The following is an 18,446-nucleotide window of genomic DNA, read 5'->3' on the forward strand; positions in this document are numbered from 1 at the left end:
GTTTAGATGGTATATTTTGTCCATTTTTCGTTGCTGGCGTTTGATGCCACAACATTATTTATAAAAGCCATGCCCCGGATGCCATCATCGATCGACGGAAAATCAAGCCATTCGGGTTTTGCTTCCTTGCCTTCTATTTTAGCGCTAAGTGCCAGTGCAAAATTGCGGTACAGGTTGCCAAAGGCTTCCAGGTAACCCTCGGGGTGCCCTCCCGGTGTGCGGCAGTTATGGGTAGCGTAGCTGGACAATCTATCGGTGTAGTTACTGCCTGCCCTCAGGGTTTCGGCCGGTTTATCCAGCCATTTTATGGTTAGGGTATTTGGCTCCATCTGCTGCCATTCCAGGCTGCCGTTCTCGCCATAAACACGAATTTTGAGTGCGTTCTCTTCGCCGGCTGCAATCTGCGATGCCATCAGCGTACCGGTAGCGCCTTCTTCAAAGCGTAACAGCACGGCGCCGTCATCATCCAGCATGCGGCCGTCAACCACGATGTTGAGCGATGCGTTAAGCTCGGTAATTTTTAAGCCCGATACATATTCGGCCAGGTGCGCAGCGTGTGTGCCGATATCGCCCATACAACCGCTTTTGCCCGATTTTTTAGGATCCGTACGCCAGGATGCCTGTGCATTGCCCTCCCGCTCGGACAGGCGGCTTAACCAGCCCTGTATATATTCTACATAGATCTTTCTGACCTTACCCAGTTTGCCGCTTTTTACCAGCTGCCTGGCCTCCTTTATCATGGGGTAACCCGCATAAGTATGGGTAAGCAGCAGCATCAGGCCGGTTTCTTCTACCTTGGCTTTTAGCTGCTGTGCTTCTTCAAGCGTAAAGGTTACGGGTTTTTCTACCACTACGTTAAAACCATTCTCTAAGGCCTGCATTGCCGGGGCAAAGTGGGCAAAGTTTGGCGTAACAATGGTTACAAAGTCCATACGTTCATCAGCCAGCTTTTGGGCCTCGGCTTTAAACATTTCATCGTAGGTGTTGTAAATCCTGTCTTCAGGAAGGTAAAGCATGCGTCCGCTTTCCTGTGCTACATCCGGGTGCATACTTAAGGCACCGCAAACCAGCTCTATCTGGCCGTCCATGTTGGCCGCAATACGGTGGATGGCACCTATAAATGCATCCTTGCCGCCGCCAATCATGCCCATGCGCAATTTTCTGTTACTCATAATATGTAGATAAACTTTTAAAATCCGGTAACTACCGGATCCCCGCGCACTAAGCGCAGAGGTTTTAAAAGTATAAAATTTAGATTTAAAAGTAAAGCCCTTCCGCGGGTTGCGGAAAGGGCTTATTTATAATGTTCTATGAAAGTGCCCAGGCCCTGTCGCCTTTTTTGTAAGGGTAGTTACCATCATATTTACCCGGTACAGGTAAATAGCGCAGCGCTTTTGTAGCGCCAACTTCTGATGTAAAGAAACCCAGCAGGGTTAATTGTTTGATCATCGTGAAGTAATGGTTAGGGTCCTCGGGTTTCTTTGTTTTAGAATACTCTTTTGCTTCCTTATCCAGATCTGTCAGGATCTCGGTACGCTGTTTGGCGTCGGCTTCCATAAAGTTCTTTTTAAACTTTTTGTTGGTTGCCTCATCTAACTGGCCCACACCCTTTTTAAAGATCTTCTGGTCATCGGCGGTGTAGCAATCGCGCACCATGATGGCCATAAAGCCGCCAACGTTTGCTGCCTTAGCGCCGGGGGTTTTGGTTTCCGGTAAGATGGTTTCGCCCACTTCGTTTAAAAAGGCGGTGGTTTCTTTAGCAAACAGGTCATCGGTATTTACCGAGCTGCCAGATTTACAGCCTGATATAAAGAACTCGGCTCCTATTACCGTTCCTCCCAGTATCAAACCTACCCTGCTTATTGCGTCTCTTCTATTCATTTTATTTTGAATTATGATGGAATGAATTAGTGATTAATATTTTCTGTATTCGCGTTTAACAAACTGGTTCACCTCGTCAAAGTTGGTCACCTTCATGGCGTTGTTATCCCAAAGCAGTTTAACGCCTTCGGGGCCTTTACGCTCAATATCATGGCCGCGCACGGCAAGGTTTGCCATTAATAAAGCCTCGGTTAACGGGCCTGCGGTTTCAAACGGAGAGCTTACTTCCATTTTACCGTAACCCGCCAGGCAGGCTTCTACCCACTGTTTGTAGTGGCCGTTGGCCTGGTCCTTAACCCGCGCCAGGGTCTTTTTAACATTAACTTCTTTGGTTCGTGATGTTGGCAGCAATAACGGCGATTCGCTGTAAGTGCTGGCCATCATTTTACCTTTTGTACCGATGAAGAGGGTACCGTTGCCATCGTCGCCGAATTTCTCGTCGGGGCCCAGCTCCTCGGGGCGCTCGGGCTGTATGCCGCCGTCCATCCAGTGTACAGTAATATCGCCTTTGGTTTTGCCGGTTTTAGGGAAGGTAAGCGTAATATGGCTTGATGGCGGGCAGCTTTCGGGGAAACGGCCGCGTTTAAATTCATCTACATATACGGTGCCCACACTTGCCTGCACATCTTTAACATACTGTAAGCCCAGCACACGGAAGGGCGCCTCTACCAGGTGGCAGCCCATATCGCCTAAAGCGCCGGTACCGTAATCCCACCATCCGCGCCAGTTAAACGGCACCAGTTTATTTACATAATCTTTAAAGGGCGCAGTACCCAGCCAAAGGTTCCAGTCCAGTTCTTTAGGGATCTCGGCCTTGGTAGCTGGCCATTGAATACCCTGCGGCCAAACGGGGCGGTTTGTCCAGGCGTAAACGGTATGCACATCGCCAATAAGGCCGGCGTTATACCATTCGGCCAACTGGCGGGTACCATCGTTAGATGCACCCTGGTTGCCCATTTGTGTTACTACTTTGTATTTTTTTGCTGCGGCAGTAAGCTCGCGCGCTTCCCAGATATCGTGCGTTAAGGGCTTTTGCACATAAACGTGCTTGCCCATTTGCATGGCTGCCATGGTGGCAACAAAGTGGGTATGGTCCGGCGTGGAAACAGAAACCGCATCAATGCTTTTTCCTTCCTTATCCAGCATCTCGCGCCAGTCTTTATAAAACTTCGCCTTCGGGAAAGCTTTTACCGAGTTTGCCGCGCGGCGGTCGTCAACATCACACAGAAAGGCAATGTTGGCCTTGCCGCTTTTGGCAAAGTTTGCAATATCGCTTTGCCCTTTGCCGCCGGCGCCTATGCCTGCAACATTAAGCATATCGCTTGGTGCTATAAAGCCTTTGCCGCCCAGTACATGCCGCGGTAAGATCATAAAGCCTGCGGCAGCCAAAGCGCCCGACTTGATAAAATTACGCCTTGAGGGGCTGGTGTTCGAGGTTTCTTGTTCTTCAGTCATTGTAATTACAATTTCAATACTGTTAAATATTACCTTTTTTCAATTCCTGTACCGCAAAGTTAGCCGCACGTGCTGTAAGCGCCATGTAGGTAAGCGATGGGTTTTGGCAGGCAGCCGATGTCATGGCTGCACCATCTGTAACAAATACGTTTTTGGCATCCCAAACCTGGTTGTTGCCGTTCAGTACAGATGTTTTTGGATCGCGGCCCATACGCGCCGTACCCATTTCGTGGATACCACGGCCCAATACCGGCTCTGAGGTGTAGGTTTGTACATCCTTAACGCCTGCGTTCTCCAGCATTTCTTTGGCATCGTTCATCATATCGATACGCATCTTGCGCTCGTTATCCTTACACTCTGCATCAATGGCCAGGATGGGTAATCCCCACTTATCCTTTTTATTTTTATCCAGGCTGATCTTGTTCTCGTGGTAAGGCAATGTTTCGCCGAAACCGCCCATACCAAAACCCCATGATCCTGGTTCTGTTAAAGCATCTTTAAAATCACCGCCTATGTTCAGCTCGGCAATATCGCGGCTCCAGCCTGCGCGGCTGCCGCCACCCTGGTATCCAAACCCACGGATGTAATCGCGTTTTTCGCCGTTTAAGTTACGGTAACGCGGTATGTAAATACCGTTTGCCCTGCGGCCAAAGGTGTATTTATCTTCAAAGCCTTCTATACGGCCGCCGGCGCCAACACCTAAGTGGTGGTCCATCAGGTTGTGGCCAAGCTCGCCGCTGCTGCTGCCCAGGCCGCCTTCCCATACATCGGTGGCCGAATTCATTAACACCCAGGCGCTGTTTAAGGCCGATGCATTAACAAAAACTATTTTAGCATAATACTCATAGGTTTTGTTGGTTTCGGCATCCAAAACCTCTACCCCTTTTGCCTTTTTGGTGTTTTTATCGTAAAGGATCTTGGTAACGATAGACCACGGGCGAAGCGTTAGGTTGCCGGTTTTCATGGCGGCAGGCAACGTGGCCGACTGCGTACTGAAATAGGCACCAAACGGACAGCCTAACCAGCACTTGTTACGGTACTGGCAATTGGTACGGTTGTTATGCGGCACGGTAATATTGGCGGTACGGCCAATAATAAAATGCCTGGCATCCTTATAAAATTCTTTATAACGTTTTTGTACATCTTTTTCTACCACGTTCATCTCCATTGGCGGCATAAAATCGCCATCCGGCAGGATAGGTACCCCATCGCGGTTACCAGAGATACCGGCAAACTTTTCTGCATAACCATACCAGTCGTGCAGATCCTTATACCGGATAGGCCAGTCTACAGCTATGCCATCTTTAGCATTGGCTTCAAAATCGGTATCGTGCCAGCGGTAAGATTGCCTGCCCCACATTAACGAACGGCCACCTACGTGGTAACCCCTAAACCAGTCGAAACGTTTAATTTCGGTGTAAGGGCTTTCCTTTTCGTTGGTCCAGTAATCAAGGTTGGTTTCATTTAAAGGGTAATCGCGTTTTAAAACCGGGTAATCGTCGATCATTTTTTGCGTGCGGCCGCCCCTGTGTTCAAATTCCCACGGGCCCTTATTGGCGTTCACATAATCTTTGATGTGCTCGATATTTTTACCGCGCTCCAACATAATGGTTTTTAAGCCCTTCTCGGTCAGTTCTTTAGCAGCCCAGCCGCCCGAAATCCCTGAACCAATGACTATAGCGTCATAAGTGTTTGTAGACATAAAAGTATAGCGTTAAGTATTATTACGTAATTGGTTGTTCCGTCTAATGTATGAATAAAAATTATTTTACAAATCTTTTCATTGTGTTTTTTTTACACAATCACCCCTGTTACCCCCTGAAGAAGGAATAGAAGCTTAAAACTCCCTTTAAGGGGCTACCCCTTTTTCTTCTCGCTTAAGTAATGGTCTACCGCGCGGGCGGTAAAGGCCATGTAGGTAAGCGATGGGTTTTGGCAGCTGGTAGATGTCATGCTCGCCCCGTCGGTAACGTAAACGTTTTTGCAGGCGTGCAGGCGGTGCCATTTATCCAGCATAGATGTTTTGGGATCTTTCCCCATACGCACGCCGCCCATTTCGTGAATATCAAGCCCGGGCGCCCTGTGGTCGCTGGATACTTTGATATTGGTAAAACCTGCAGACGTGAACATTTCGGTCATCTGTTCGATGTAGTCCTGCTTCATCTTCGCATCGTTATCGTCATAATCAACCGAGATCCTGAGCTGAGGGATGCCCCAGGGGTCTTTAAGTGATTTATCCAGGGCAACGTAGCTTTCTTTTTTAGGGATGGTTTCGCCCATCATGTGCGAGCCCACCTGCCAGCCGCCCAGATCTTTCTTAACCAGGTTATCTTTTAATTGCTGCCCGATACCGTCGCTGCTGCGCTGCCCCGAACGGTATGCACTAAAGCCTGCTGCGTATCCGCGTAAAAAGTTGGTTTCCTGTTTATAAACGTTGCGGAAACGCGGGATATACCCCCCGCCTGCCGGGTTGCGTCCATCGGTTGTCCATTCCTTTGCGCCGTCATAATCGGCATTGATATGGGCCGAATAATTATGAAAGGCCACATATTTACCCAGCGTACCGCTATCATTACCCAACCCATCCGGGAAACGGTTTGATTTTGAGTTAAGCAATATCAGATTGCTGTTTAGGGCCGCTGCATTCACAAAAATAACGTCGGCATAGTATTCTATCGCCTCTTTGGTGTTGGCATCTATCACCCTTACGCCGGTTGCCCTGCCTTTTTTATCATCATAGATGATAGATTCGACAACCGAGTGCGGCCTTAACGTGCAATGGCCCGAGCGCAGCGCCCAGGGTATGGTAGATGAGTTGGCGCTGAAGTAGCCGCCAAAGGGGCAGCCGCGCTGGCAAAGCGTACGCTCCTGGCACTGGCCCCTGCCCTGGTCTAAATGGATCTGGTTGGGTTTGGACAGGTGCGCACAACGCGCGCTGATAACATGCCTGTTTTTATAGGTTTTTTTAACGTGATTGCTAAAATAGGTTTCTACCGCATTTAAGGGGAAGGCCGGTAAAAATTCACCGTCGGGCAGTTCGGCAATACCATCCCGGTTGCCGGAGATGCCTGCAAATTTTTCTACATAACTGTACCAGGGTGCAATATCTGCATACCGGATGGGCCAGTCTACCGCGAAACCATCCCGGGCAGGTCCTTCAAAGTCAAAATCGCTCCAGCGCTGGGTTTGGCGCGCCCATAACAGGGATTTGCCCCCCGTTTGGTACCCGCGGATCCAATCGAAAGGTTTTTCCTGCACGTAGGGGTGCTCGGCATCCTTCACAAAAAAGTGCGCGGCATCTTCGCCAAAGGCATAGCAGCGGTTCACAATGGGGTTTGCCTTCTGCACCGCATCGGGTATTACGCCATGATGCGGAAACTCCCAGGGGTATAAATTGGTAGTTGGGTAATCTTTTAAGTGCTTTACATCGCGCCCGCGCTCTAAAACCAGGGTTTTAAGGCCTTTATCGGTAAACTCCTTTGCAGCCCAGCCGCCACTCATGCCAGATCCTATCACAATGGCATCAAACGTACGGTCCTTTACACTATCGATATTTAAATTTGCCATTATACTGCTGCAGTTTTTTTAACAGGGAAGTATGCATTATACCGCCCGGGCACCAATTCATACACTACCTGCTTCGTCATAAAATATTTGGATGTGGTGTAGCCAAACACGGTTTGGTCTTTCACCATTTTATAAAAAGCGGTAAGCTTGGTATCGTCCTTATACTTGTCGTTCATACTGTTCTGATCTACCGTGGCTACAAAGGCAGCACGTTCTTTGGCGCTGCCATCGTTAAATGATTTACCCAGGGCTTTTTTAGCGGCATCGGCAAAATCACCTAAACCTGTTATAAAATCCTGCTGTGCTTCCTGGCCGTAGCAGTCGTCTATCATTTTAAAAACAAACAGGTTGATCCCTAATTCTGCCGCGCCGGGGGTATCTGTTTTGGGCAAAATGGTTTCTGTAAGGTTGTTCACCAGGGTTTCCTGTGCGGCATCTATCTTAAGCTTTTTTAGCTGTACAACTGGTTTCCCTTTATCATTTAGGCAAGATGGCAAAACTGCCGCGCTGCCTAAAATAAGGGCCATGTTGCGGATAGCCGCACGCCGGTTGATATTTAAGTTCAATATATTATTGGTTATAGTGTATAAAATACATTATGAGGACGTAAGGTAGGGTTTACCTGTTAATATCCCCATTTTTTCATGGTTTGTAAATCAATTTTTACACAATCTATCGGGTCCAGCCCCTGGTATGATTCCTGCTCGATGATAAGATACACCGTGCCGCCGGTTTTTTTAGCTGCCTTTAACACCTCTTTAACCGGCAAAACGCCGCGGCCCAGTATGGTGCTTTCGTAACCGGTACCTTCGGTTTTATCAGCGCTTTTTATCTCGTCCTTTACGTGCATGGATACAAAGCGGCCGGGGTATTTATTAATGATGGATATAGCATCGTTCTCGCGCCCGTACATGTTACCAATATCCAGCTGCTGCGATACCTTGTTAGGGTCGGTGTTTTGCATAATGTAATCAAACAGGCGCATATCACCTACCATGGTGGTAAATTCAAAATCGTGGTTGTGGTAGCCAAATTTCATATCAAATTTCTGGCAAAGCTCGCCGCTTTTATTAAACTGGTCCATGGTACGTTTCAGCAGGTCGGTATCGTGGCGCACCTTATCATCCAGCCAGGGGCTGATCACAAATTTTTGCCCCATGTAGGCGGCATCTTCCACGGTATGTTTCCAAACATCGGTAAAATCATTGGTGGCAGCATCCCAGTGCGCGGGTGTCATCACGGTGTGACCGCTTGGCATCTGCAGGCCCAGATCGTCCAGGCGTTTTTTAAATTCTTTGGCCGTCCAGCCGTAAAATTTACGGTCTATGTAGTTGGCGTGCTCTACATGCTTGTAACCCATATCGGCCAGTTTTTTAAGCGTGCCGGCGGGGTCGGTTTTCATGGCATCGCGTACAGAGTATAACTGGATACCTACCCGCTGGATGCGGGCGGGCGATGCAAAAATATCATTTGGCATAAAGGCCGCTGCTGTTGCTGCAATGGCGCTGTTTTTAAGGAAGCTTCTGCGGGATGATGTCATCTTTTTTTGAGATTTAGTTGAGATTAATTTTTACTTATCGGGAATGCCGGAAACAACAAACCGGTGTTGCTTACCAGGGCAATGTGCTTACTATCCGGCGACCACGACGGCGTATTGATGGTACCCTGACCGCCGTACAGATAGGCCACCACTTTTACAGGGCCGCCACCTACCGGCATTACCCGGATATAAACATGCTTATAAAAGGGATGATCGCCGGGGGCAACCTCGCTTTTTAAAAAGGTAATGAATACGATCCATTTGCCATCGGGCGATACATGCGGAAACCAGTTGTTGTTATCATCATCGGTAACCTGGGTTTGGTGGCTGCCATCGGCATCCATCCGCCAGATCTGCATCAGGCCGCTGCGTACCGAATTAAAGTAGATATGTTTGCCATCGGGGGTGTATTCGGGGCCATCGTCCAGCCCGGGGGTACTGGTTAAACGCTCTTCTGCCCCGCCTGCAACGGGCACGCGGTAAACATCATACTCCTGATTACGCTCGCCGCAAAACACCAGGTATTTACCATCCGGCGACCAGCCATGCATGTACGATGCTCCTTTACCCGTTTGGGTAACCCTGCGCGGTTCGCCACCGGTAACGGGCAGCACATAGCCAATTGATGGGCCGCCATTTTTATTATCGCTGATGGTTAGCCACCTGCCGTCGAAAGAGATCACATGATCGTTATTGTTGCCTGTGGCCGACCCGGTGTTTAATACGGATGGTGTGCTGGTTGCCAAATTAAACTTATATAGCAGGCCCTCGCTGTTGTAAATAAGCGATTTGTTGTCGGTTGTCCAGTTGGGGGCTTGTAAAGATTTGGGCGACTGGTAAACAATGCGGCTGTTTTGGGTTGCCATGTCCAGCACCTCTATATTGCTGCCGATGTATTTTTTGTAGGCAACCAGGCCGGCGGGGGCAGGCACCACAATACGCACGTTGCTGAATACTGCCTTTTCTACCACATCCGGGTTGTGCGAGCATACAAATATGCCCACATAAACTTCGTCGCCCAGGTTAAGGTCTATCTTTTCTTCGGGCCCGAAAACATCACCCTTGCGGGCAACAGCCATGGTATAGGATGTGCCCTTTCGTTCTAAGCGGATCACCTCTGCGGCGGTTATGGCGGCTCTTTTTTCGCGGGTGCTGTCGCCATCCGCTACGCGGTACTGCAGCGATGTTAACCCATCGCCATGCACCACCGCACTTATATGTGCCGAATTTGCGTTTAATGTTTTACGCACCATTAAGCCCAACTTACGGTGCGCCTCGGTACCTTTACCTATAAAGGCCGCATGGGTAAGCAGTATAAAATCGCCTTTTATCTTTTTCCACACCAGGTGAAACTCATCCTGCCCAAACCACATATTGGTGCCCGCGCCTGCCACCGTGTACTGCTGCAGCTTTGCATCATACCCCACACTGCCCCGGTGCTTTAACAGCCCAATATCGTTGTTGCCATCAAAAATACCGGCCGGCCCTGTTTGGGCAAAACCGGCAGCGGCAAGTACAGCACTTGCCAGCAAGCCAATAAACAGGCAGATAATTTTTTTATACATTAAAGTATAGTTAATTACAATTGGTTGTTAAAGTTAGATAATCATTTGTAAAAATCACAGTTTAAAAACCGCTTTTCACCAAAAAAGGGATGCTTTCGCATCCCTTTTTTGGTGGCCATAGTTTACTATGTTAAAATAGTATCATGGTTTGTTAAATAATATCTGTGGCAAATATCTGCTTGCCAGTTGTAGGGCAAAATACAGGTTCGGCCACTGCCTTAACCGGTACAGGCTTAATATAATCCTTATAAAATTGCTTTTTAGAATCGTGGTAATGGCTTACGGCGCCTATCATGTGCATAAACTTGATATAGTACCAGGCGCTGTCTACCTGGTGCGGCTTAAAGCCCGACCGTGCGCTTTTTGGGTACAGGTGGTGGTTGTTATGCCATTCGCCTGCTACAATACCCGGCCAAAGCTGGTTGATAGACATATCCTTAAAGTTATGATCTACCCCTTCGCGGCGCTTGTCTTCGCCTTTACCGTGGCCTTCGTAGTTAAAGGTACGCACACCTACCGCCCAAAAACCGGCAGCGCCAAATAAGGCACAGGCCACGCCAATACCGCCAAGCAAATAAAACACGGTAAACCAGAATGCCCAGTTGGCTACAACGCCCAATATCATGTGGAAAGGGTTGGCTATTGAACCCCATTTTTTATACTGCGCGTAAGTGTTACAGGTAACACCGGTATGTTTCATTAAAGTGATGCAGCGGTTAAAGCCTTTTTCATCCAAATTACGGTTTACCGGCTGATGATTGGCATCTGCCAAAAAACAGTACAGAAAACCACCCTGCGCGTTGTATGGGTCGCCGGGGGTATCAGATAAGGCGTGATGCACGTGGTGCGATATGGCATAGATCTCTTCGGGGATGATCTTGAGGGTAAGGTTCTGGGTTACAAAACGCCAGAAATTGTTGCGGAATTTGAAAGCCCCGTGGGTGCAGTACCGGTGATACCAGATGGTACCGTGGGTGCCCATCACCATCATGCTGTAAACAAAGGCGATAACCAGGCCGGTAACAGAAAAATACTTAAATAAAAACAGGAATAAAAAAGGTGCCAGGAACAATACCATTGCCCAGCTCATAAAAGACAGCCAGTTTTTTTTATCCTTAAATACGTTTAGCCTCGAAAAAAATTCAGCGAAGATCTGCTTTGGGGTTGGCTTGGAGAGTTCGCCGTTAGCATCCTTCCACCCGTAAGATGGTTCTTGCAGCACAGTGTGTATAAATGCCATTCGTATCTTTTTTAGTTTAAATTAATTGGGGGTTTAACGGAAATTTACGGAATAAAGATACACATCAGTTTTTAAATTTCACTAAATAACTTAAAGTATAATTAAAAGCTACCCTTAAATACGTTTAGCAATTGCAGCGTTAGCCCGGCAATTGCTGCGCTCTGTGCAAGTGTAAAAAAGCAGTTTTTCTGTTCGCAAATAGCGATTTTTTAAAACCCATGGCTATTAAAAGCTGTTTCAGATCTTAAAAGCAGGATTATACCGGCAACAGGTGTAGCAGTTTATAATTATAGGTTTTTACCTATCTTTATATTATGGTCAACATCAATAAGGATTACCCCTCCAAACGAGGTTTTATTGTATATGTGCTGCTTGCCGTTTTAATTGTTATCGAGATCAGCTACTTTTTTAACGGCCTTTATCTATCCGGCATACTTTGCCTGGGCCTAACCGGCGTTATCGTATTCCCGATAGTTTTTAACACGCATTATACTATTTATACCGATGGCACACTGAGCATAAAATGCGGCTTTTTTGTTAACCTGGCCATACCTGTAGCAGATATTAAAAAGATTGCCCCAACCAACAGCATCCTGAGCGCGCCAGCCTTATCTTTAGACCGGCTGGAACTGTTTTACGGCCAACACGATTCGGTAGTGATATCACCCGTAAATAAGGATGATTTTATTGCCGAACTTCAAAACATAAACCCGGCAATCGGGTATATTCCTAAAGCCGTTTAATATATTCATCTACCAAAATGTTAAAACGTTATCTACTTTTTTTTGCCGGGCTGCTTTTTTTAAACCATGCCTTTGCACAAGAAACCGTTAAGAAAAAATATAAGCTGCTGGCATCGGTAAAAGAAATTTACAGCGTACTTAAAAGCGATGGCATTACCCGGCAGGGGCCCTACCAGGCTTTATACAATGGCAAAACCGTTGTTGCCACCGGCGAATTTAATAACGACAGGCAGGTTGGCCTTTGGCAGTTTTATAACGAGAAGGGCGTAGTGGTGCAAACCTATAATTACACGCTTAAAAAATTATATTTTGAGGCCAGAGAAGATACTACATCGCATTTAAGGTATTTTATTGACCAGGTGATAGATACGGCCGCAATTACCAAACCCGTTAAAATTGGCGGTATTTATTATGGCTACCTGCCCTATTTAAAACTGTTTAAGATACCCAACGACCTGGCGCAGATTGACAGGCGGTTTATAACGGCTATTGTAGAATTACTGGTAAGCCCCGGTGGCAGGCTGGCTGATTATAAGGTAACCCTACTTAGCAACCCGATGGGCGCAACTATCAGGGTGGTGAACATGAACCTAAAGCTGCCCAACCCGGACGACCTGATGTTTACCCCCGCAACCCTTAACGGCCAGCCGATAGCCTGCCGTATTATGATGAGATGCTATGTAAGCGACGACGGGCACCTGGATTTTGATTAGAAAAAAAGCATGTCATTTCGATAAACACGGGGTGGATAATGCAATAGTGTGAGGAGAAATCTGTTACGCTTGGTAAGCATGATGTACAAGATTTCTCTTTCGCGCCACTGCACATGCCCCGGCATGCGTTATCGAAATGACATTCTTTTAAGTATTTATATTATTTAAAGATTAGTGATCGTGATGACCATCCGGGCCGTGTGCGTGGCCGTGCGATAATTCTTCGGGGGTTGCAGGGCGCACGTTCAGGATCTCGCCTTTAAAGTGCAATTCCTGGCCGGCCATCGGGTGGTTCAGGTCAACAATAACCGAATCCTCTGTTAATGATACCACCTGGCCCTGAAAACGGTTGCCATTGTTATCCTGCAAAGGTAAAACCTCGCCTATCTGCGGCAGATCCTGCCCCTGGAACATTTCTTTAGGCAGGTTAGCTACCGCTTCTTCATCAAACTCGCCGTAACCTTCTGCAGCAGAGATCCTGAAATCGTAGGTATCGCCTGTTGACAGGGTGCTTAATTCTTCTTCAAATTTTGGTATCATCTGGCCTGCACCAAACAAAAAGGTTAGTGGCTGCTCTTGCGTGGCGCTTTCCTGTAAGCCTTCTGTTCCGTCTTCTTTGTTAACATACAGATCGTATGTTAACGATACTACGTGCTGTGGTTGAATTTTCATCAGTATAATTTGTTTTTTTAAGGAGATGAAGCTATCATGAGCCGTTTTACAAATTCCGGTTTGCGAGCCTTAGCTCATGATGGTTTCATCTAATGTTGTTTTTAAGGCTTGGAACTCCGTCCTGGTTTTTAAACCGGGTTATCTCAATACCTGTTTATTTGTATAAGGAATTAATTATTTATTTGTTTTAATGCATCTGCTATATTGTAAGCCGGCAAACCACAGGTTTTATCCCGGCATACAAATATGCGCGTTTGGTTGTTAAACCTTTGTGCCAGCAAAGGTAAACTTCCATCTTTACCGCCCAATATTATTTTATTGGGAATATAATGTAGTTCCATTTCCATCCGCTTTGCTTCGGCATCGTTACCTGTAATAGCTACCTCGTAAGTGCCAAAAACTTCATCAAGCAGTAAAACACACCAATTGGAGTAGGCTGTGGCATATTTGGCCAGGTGCGGCAGCAGGTTACGCAGCAATTGCCCCGATACCTCCAGGTAGCCCTCATTATCAAAAAACAGGCCCAGTTTTTTTAAATTACGTGCCATTACCGAGTTTGACGCCGGGATCACCCCATCCATAATTTCACATTTACGGGCGATCAGCATCTCATCGTTATCTGCAGTGTAAAAAAAGATCCCCCCCTCCTGATCATAATAGTGGGCCAGGGTATAATCGGCCAGCTTTTGGGCCTGTATCAGCCACACTTCATCAAAAGTCACTTCGTAAAGGGCTATAAAAGCCTCAATAATATTGGCATAATCATCCAGGAAGGAGGCCTCTCCCCAGCCCTCTCCGAAGGAGAGGGAGGTGTTGGTTTTATAAACACGGCTTATCCTGGCACCAGAGATAAGGTTATTGTTTATAAATTCAGCATTCTTCAAAGCAAGTTCTAAATATTGGGGATCATTAAAAGTGCGGTAGGCTTCGCACAGGCCTTTTAGCATCAGGCCGTTCCATGATGCCAGGATCTTATTATCCAGGCCGGGGCGTACGCGGTTGCTGCGGGCATTTAAAACCTTTTGGCGGGATGCGTTTATGCGGCTCACCAGTTCCTCCACGGTTAGCCCTAATTTTTCTGCCAGTTCGGCATCCTCTTCGCGGCGATAGAAAACGTTGGAATGCTCCTCTTCCCAGTTGCCATCTTCGGTAACGTGGTAGTAAATATTAAATATATCGGCTTCATCGCCCAGTATCTCCTCAATTTCGGCTTTGGTAAAGATATAGAATTTACCCTCCTTACCCTCGCTGTCGGCATCCAACGCCGAGTAAAAACCGTAACCCGGCGATGTTAATTCGCGGCTAACAAAGGTGATGATCTCGTCAACTACAGTTTTATAAAGCGGGTTGGGGTTCCAGGTGTAAGCCTCGGCATACAGGCTCACCAGTTGGCCGTTATCATAAAGCATTTTCTCGAAGTGCGGCACATGCCAAACACCATCAACCGCGTAACGGGCAAAGCCGCCACCAATATGATCATAAATACCACCGAAAGCCATTTTTTTGAGGGTAAGCTTTACATTCTTTGCAACCTCTTCATCCTTCATCAGGTGGGCATAACGCATTAAAAACAAGGAGTTAGTTGGCATCGGGAATTTTGGTGCACCGCCAAAGCCCCCCTCTACCGGGTCGATATACTTGCGCCAGGTAGTCAGGATGGTTTGCAGATCCGCTTTGGTGTAAGCAGGCTGCTCTTTTACAAAAGCAACTGATTCATATTGTTTGATGCCCTCGGTTAAGCGTACGGCATAATCCTCGGCTTCATCGGGTTTGGTTTTATAAAAATCGGCCAGGTTAAGCAGCAGCGATGCCCAATCGTTCTTGCGGAAATAGGTACCGCCGTAAATAGGCCGCTGATCGGGCAGGCAAATGCAGTTGAGCGGCCAGCCGCCGCGGCCACTCATCAGTTGAATGGCACTCATATAGATCTGGTCTACGTCCGGGCGCTCTTCCCTATCCACCTTAATGCACACAAAGTACTCGTTCATTACCCCGGCTACGGCCTCGTCCTCAAAGCTCTCGTGCTCCATTACGTGGCACCAGTGGCAAGCAGAGTAACCTATACTCACCAGTATCAGTTTATTCTCGTCCTTAGCTTTTTGCAGCGCTTCGGGCCCCCAGGGGAACCAGTTAACCGGGTTGTTGGCATGCTGTAATAAATAGGGCGAGGTAGAGTTGGCCAGTTTGTTCATGTTGGTGGTAGATGTATTATAACAACACTTAATTAGGTGTTTGTTTTTGACAAAACAAATATAGCAGCCTCATGTAAACATATCGCTTGGCAAAATTTGATTTTGAAGCAATTCCGTTATATTTGACCAGCAACATAAACATCACAGTGAGTTTTTTTAAAAATATCTTTAAACAAAAAGAGGCACCTATAACTTCTTACGAAACCTTTTGGGACTGGTTTAGACAACACGAAAACACATTTTATAAAGTTGTAAAAGAGCAGGGTAATATCGAAAAAGTTTTTTTTGATAAATTATCTGTTAAACTTAAGGAACTTAAGGATGGCTATTTTTATTTAACAGGTATGTTGAATGACGAAACCGTTGAATTGGTTTTTACTGCTGACGGAGCCATTGAGAATATTGTTTTTGTAGAAGAATTAGTATCCTCCGCACCAAAAATTGATAATTGGGTGTTCACGGCTTTAAAACCTGCCCTCTCGATAGATAATGTTAGTATTAAAATGAACAATTACATGTTCACTAAAAACAATATTAATTTTTATGCTGAAGAAAATGAGAACTTTCCGGATGAAATAAATATCAATATTGTACATGATGATTTGGATGAAGCCAATAGAGAAGCAATCGTCCATGGCTCGTATATATTTTTAGATAACTTTTTGGGGGAGTTGAACTTTGCAACCACTATTGATAATATAAGTTTTGTTGACAAAAACAAAGCCTCAGCTGACCTAATTCCTATAGAAAAATTAAAAGATTTCTTGATTTGGCGGCAGAAAGAGTTCGTTGAAAAATATGATTCATCAAATCGCAATACTCAGGAGGATAATTATTCTCTATTAGAAGGCACACTAGTTAATGGAAATAAATTGCTTGCTGCAATAAATACAGGCCTCTTAAAATGGGATAGTAAGGCTTCTCATCCCTGGATAGCAACTATTGAAATAAAGTATAACGGTTTATCAACAAACGGCATGCCTGATAATAAAACTTCTGTTTTACTTAATGGCATTGAAGATGAAATACTTAATGATTTAGAGGATATTAAAGGTTATTTAAATATTGGCCGACAAACATCTGAAGGCGTTCGGGAAATACATTTTGCCTGTAAAGACTTTAGGCTTCCATCAAAAACATTCCATAAAATCAAACAAAAGTATTCATCTCAGTCACCTATAAGTTATCGAATATATAAAGACAAATATTGGCGATCATTTAATCAGTTCATTAATTGAGTCCATACAATAACACCAAACTCAGGGCTGCCAAAACCATTATGCTGCTGGCGGCCATTTACAATATTTTTTGGGGGATAGTGATCTCGGCCTGGCCGCAAATTATTTTGTTCGGCAACCCGCCTTTAAATATCCTAATTATCATTTAGGCAAGCTGTAAGTAACCTTACCGTCTTTATCTAAAAAGTTAAGTTTTGCTACACCGTTAGAATCTACAAGGAGTTGTAACCTCGGCTTGCCCATGCGGTCGGCTAATGTTACCATTGCCGTTTTCTCCTCATTTTTCCCCACAAAAACACGTTGTGCAACAGCTTTTATGCCCGGTTGCGGTTCCATCAGTTTCTTTAACAAAGCATCTTTTTGGGCACTTGCCGGCAGCGCCTGTGCTTTTTTATACCCTGCCCGCCATTCCCAAAAAGGCGGGGACGTTTGCCAGTCGTCGATATGCAAACCGGTGGTTTGTTCCCCGTTATCATCGGCATACTGCATGTAAAGTACCTGGTTTTGATTATACTGATCGAACGATAGATGACCAGTGGCCGAATAACGCCCGGTAGAATCCTTATGGCCCATAAATACCAAGCCACCGTTTTCGGTACCCTCGTCATTAAAAAAGATCAGTCCGGGGCGCGTACCTCCGGGAATTGGCGGGGTTAAGCCCTTGCCATAGGCCAATACCTCGGGCGAGCGGCTTTTATTAGAAATAACCATTCTTAAGGCCCCGGTTTTCTCCACTATGTTGATGCGTTCGGCAGAGATTTCTTCAAAACGGGCTACCTTACTTTTTTGGGTGAAAGCAAATGATACCGCTGCAACTAAAAGCGTTGTTAAAATACCCGCGTACCATTTTAGGAATGACAGGTCCTTCTGCATTTTTACTATTTGTTGTTCCATCATTACGATCTCCTTTTTCAGGCCTCAATAAGGCTGTTATTAATTGTAAACTTGGCCTAAGGTAGATAATAATCTATCGCATCAACGCCATTCGATCTCAAAAACCTATTTTTACCGGTACCTATGAACACCAAACTCCGGGCCGCCAAAACCATTATGTTGCTGGCGGCCATTTACAATATTTTTTGGGGGATAGTGATCTCTGCCTGGCCGCAAATTATTTTGTTCGGCAATCCTCCTACCGATTTCCTGCTCATCATTTTGCGTTGCGTGGGGATGCTGGTTGGGGTTTATGGCATCGCTTATTATTTTGCCTCGAAAGATCCGGTTGCCTACTGGCCGCTGATACTGGTTGGCTTTATCGGCAAGGTGTTGGGGCCGATCGGTTCGGTATATTACATTTGGCTGGGCAAGCTGGCCCCAGCCTTCTTTTGGGTAAACGTTTGGAACGATATGATCTGGCTGCTGCCCTTCGGGTGGATAATTTATCAGGCCTTAAAAAACGGTTGTAAGATCGTTTTTTTTGATCATTTCATCTTTTTGTAAAAGTAGGTCAAAAACCAACAAAATCAGATACATACAGGGCGTTTCGGGGGCGTTTTAATCCGTTTAAAAGTCGTTTTTTGGCGCTCAGATCCGGTCCAAAATTTGCTTTTTAAGCAATACAGGATTTCATCAGATTTGCCTTGTAGTTAACAAGATTGGATGGTGGAAAATTTCAGTTACCAATTTATTTAGCTTTCCGG

The 18,446-nt window shown here is 46.1% G+C and carries 17 protein-coding genes; 5 read left to right on the plus strand and 12 right to left on the minus strand.

The features are described 5' to 3' along the window. Positions 1 to 2: 2 nt before the first annotated feature. From E2R65_RS02175 to E2R65_RS02215, 9 genes are all read right to left on the minus strand, one after another. Positions 3 to 1,172 carry a Gfo/Idh/MocA family protein gene (locus E2R65_RS02175; protein WP_204986266.1) on the minus strand — a complete coding sequence of 390 codons (1,170 nt, stop codon included), beginning with the start codon at positions 1,170 to 1,172 and terminating at the stop codon, positions 3 to 5. 136 nt (positions 1,173 to 1,308) lie between these two features. Continuing rightward, on the minus strand, positions 1,309 to 1,881 hold the full coding sequence (locus tag E2R65_RS02180; protein ID WP_134334832.1) for a gluconate 2-dehydrogenase subunit 3 family protein: 573 nt from the start codon (positions 1,879 to 1,881) through the stop codon (positions 1,309 to 1,311). Positions 1,882 to 1,914: 33 nt separating this feature from the next. Further along, entirely contained in the window at positions 1,915 to 3,336 is a 1,422-nt protein-coding gene (locus tag E2R65_RS02185) for a Gfo/Idh/MocA family protein (protein WP_134334833.1), read from the minus strand. Positions 3,337 to 3,358: 22 nt separating this feature from the next. Continuing rightward, positions 3,359 to 5,038: a GMC oxidoreductase gene (locus E2R65_RS02190; protein ID WP_134334834.1), complete on the minus strand. Its 1,680-nt coding sequence runs from the start codon at positions 5,036 to 5,038 to the stop codon at positions 3,359 to 3,361. Positions 5,039 to 5,193: 155 nt separating this feature from the next. Continuing rightward, positions 5,194 to 6,903, minus strand: a complete 1,710-nt coding sequence (locus tag E2R65_RS02195; RefSeq protein WP_134334835.1) for a GMC oxidoreductase — start codon at positions 6,901 to 6,903, stop codon at positions 5,194 to 5,196. Further along, the gene (locus E2R65_RS02200; protein WP_134334836.1) at positions 6,903 to 7,469 is read right to left on the minus strand and encodes a gluconate 2-dehydrogenase subunit 3 family protein; all 567 of its coding nucleotides are present in this window, start codon (positions 7,467 to 7,469) and stop codon (positions 6,903 to 6,905) included. Before E2R65_RS02200 ends, E2R65_RS02195 begins: the two co-directional genes overlap by 1 nt. A gap of 59 nt (positions 7,470 to 7,528) precedes the next feature. Then, positions 7,529 to 8,443, minus strand: a complete 915-nt coding sequence (locus tag E2R65_RS02205) for a sugar phosphate isomerase/epimerase family protein (RefSeq protein WP_134334837.1) — start codon at positions 8,441 to 8,443, stop codon at positions 7,529 to 7,531. A 23-nt stretch (positions 8,444 to 8,466) separates the two neighbouring features. Beyond that, entirely contained in the window at positions 8,467 to 10,008 is a 1,542-nt protein-coding gene (locus E2R65_RS02210; protein WP_134334838.1) for a TolB family protein, read from the minus strand. Positions 10,009 to 10,159: 151 nt separating this feature from the next. Further along, positions 10,160 to 11,248, minus strand: a complete 1,089-nt coding sequence (locus E2R65_RS02215; RefSeq protein ID WP_134334839.1) for a fatty acid desaturase — start codon at positions 11,246 to 11,248, stop codon at positions 10,160 to 10,162. A 314-nt stretch (positions 11,249 to 11,562) separates the two neighbouring features. Here E2R65_RS02215 and E2R65_RS02220 point away from each other — a divergent pair, with 314 nt between their 5' ends. Next, entirely contained in the window at positions 11,563 to 11,991 is a 429-nt protein-coding gene (locus E2R65_RS02220) for a PH domain-containing protein (RefSeq protein ID WP_134334840.1), read from the plus strand. A 17-nt stretch (positions 11,992 to 12,008) separates the two neighbouring features. Next, a complete protein-coding gene (locus tag E2R65_RS02225) occupies positions 12,009 to 12,704 on the plus strand; it encodes a toxin-antitoxin system YwqK family antitoxin (protein ID WP_134334841.1) in 696 nt (231 codons plus the stop codon). 171 nt (positions 12,705 to 12,875) lie between these two features. Here E2R65_RS02225 and E2R65_RS02230 read toward each other — a convergent pair whose 3' ends face one another. Together E2R65_RS02230 and E2R65_RS02235 are read right to left on the minus strand one after the other, a co-directional pair. Beyond that, positions 12,876 to 13,376 carry an FKBP-type peptidyl-prolyl cis-trans isomerase gene (locus E2R65_RS02230; RefSeq protein WP_134334842.1) on the minus strand — a complete coding sequence of 167 codons (501 nt, stop codon included), beginning with the start codon at positions 13,374 to 13,376 and terminating at the stop codon, positions 12,876 to 12,878. Positions 13,377 to 13,546: 170 nt separating this feature from the next. Next, complete coding sequence (locus E2R65_RS02235; protein WP_134334843.1) at positions 13,547 to 15,568, minus strand: thioredoxin domain-containing protein; 2,022 nt, start codon at positions 15,566 to 15,568, stop codon at positions 13,547 to 13,549. Positions 15,569 to 15,654: 86 nt separating this feature from the next. Between E2R65_RS02235 and E2R65_RS02240 the strand changes: the two genes are divergently transcribed. Together E2R65_RS02240 and E2R65_RS19525 are read left to right on the plus strand one after the other, a co-directional pair. Further along, on the plus strand, positions 15,655 to 16,806 hold the full coding sequence (locus E2R65_RS02240) for a DUF695 domain-containing protein (RefSeq protein ID WP_229704598.1): 1,152 nt from the start codon (positions 15,655 to 15,657) through the stop codon (positions 16,804 to 16,806). After that, positions 16,803 to 16,955 carry a hypothetical protein gene (locus E2R65_RS19525; RefSeq protein WP_158285192.1) on the plus strand — a complete coding sequence of 51 codons (153 nt, stop codon included), beginning with the start codon at positions 16,803 to 16,805 and terminating at the stop codon, positions 16,953 to 16,955. Before E2R65_RS02240 ends, E2R65_RS19525 begins: the two co-directional genes overlap by 4 nt. On the opposite strand, the gene E2R65_RS02245 is transcribed toward E2R65_RS19525, so the two are convergent. Beyond that, positions 16,948 to 17,703, minus strand: coding sequence for a hypothetical protein (locus E2R65_RS02245; RefSeq protein ID WP_204986267.1), 756 nt, complete (start codon positions 17,701 to 17,703; stop codon positions 16,948 to 16,950). The genes E2R65_RS19525 and E2R65_RS02245 overlap by 8 nt on opposite strands. Before the next feature lie 120 nt (positions 17,704 to 17,823). On the opposite strand from E2R65_RS02245, the gene E2R65_RS02250 reads away from it, so the two are divergent. Beyond that, positions 17,824 to 18,246, plus strand: coding sequence for a hypothetical protein (locus tag E2R65_RS02250; protein ID WP_204986268.1), 423 nt, complete (start codon positions 17,824 to 17,826; stop codon positions 18,244 to 18,246). Positions 18,247 to 18,446: the final 200 nt, after the last annotated feature.

This window comes from Mucilaginibacter phyllosphaerae (genome assembly GCF_004378255.1).
Taxonomy (GTDB): Bacteria; Bacteroidota; Bacteroidia; order Sphingobacteriales; family Sphingobacteriaceae; genus Mucilaginibacter; species Mucilaginibacter phyllosphaerae.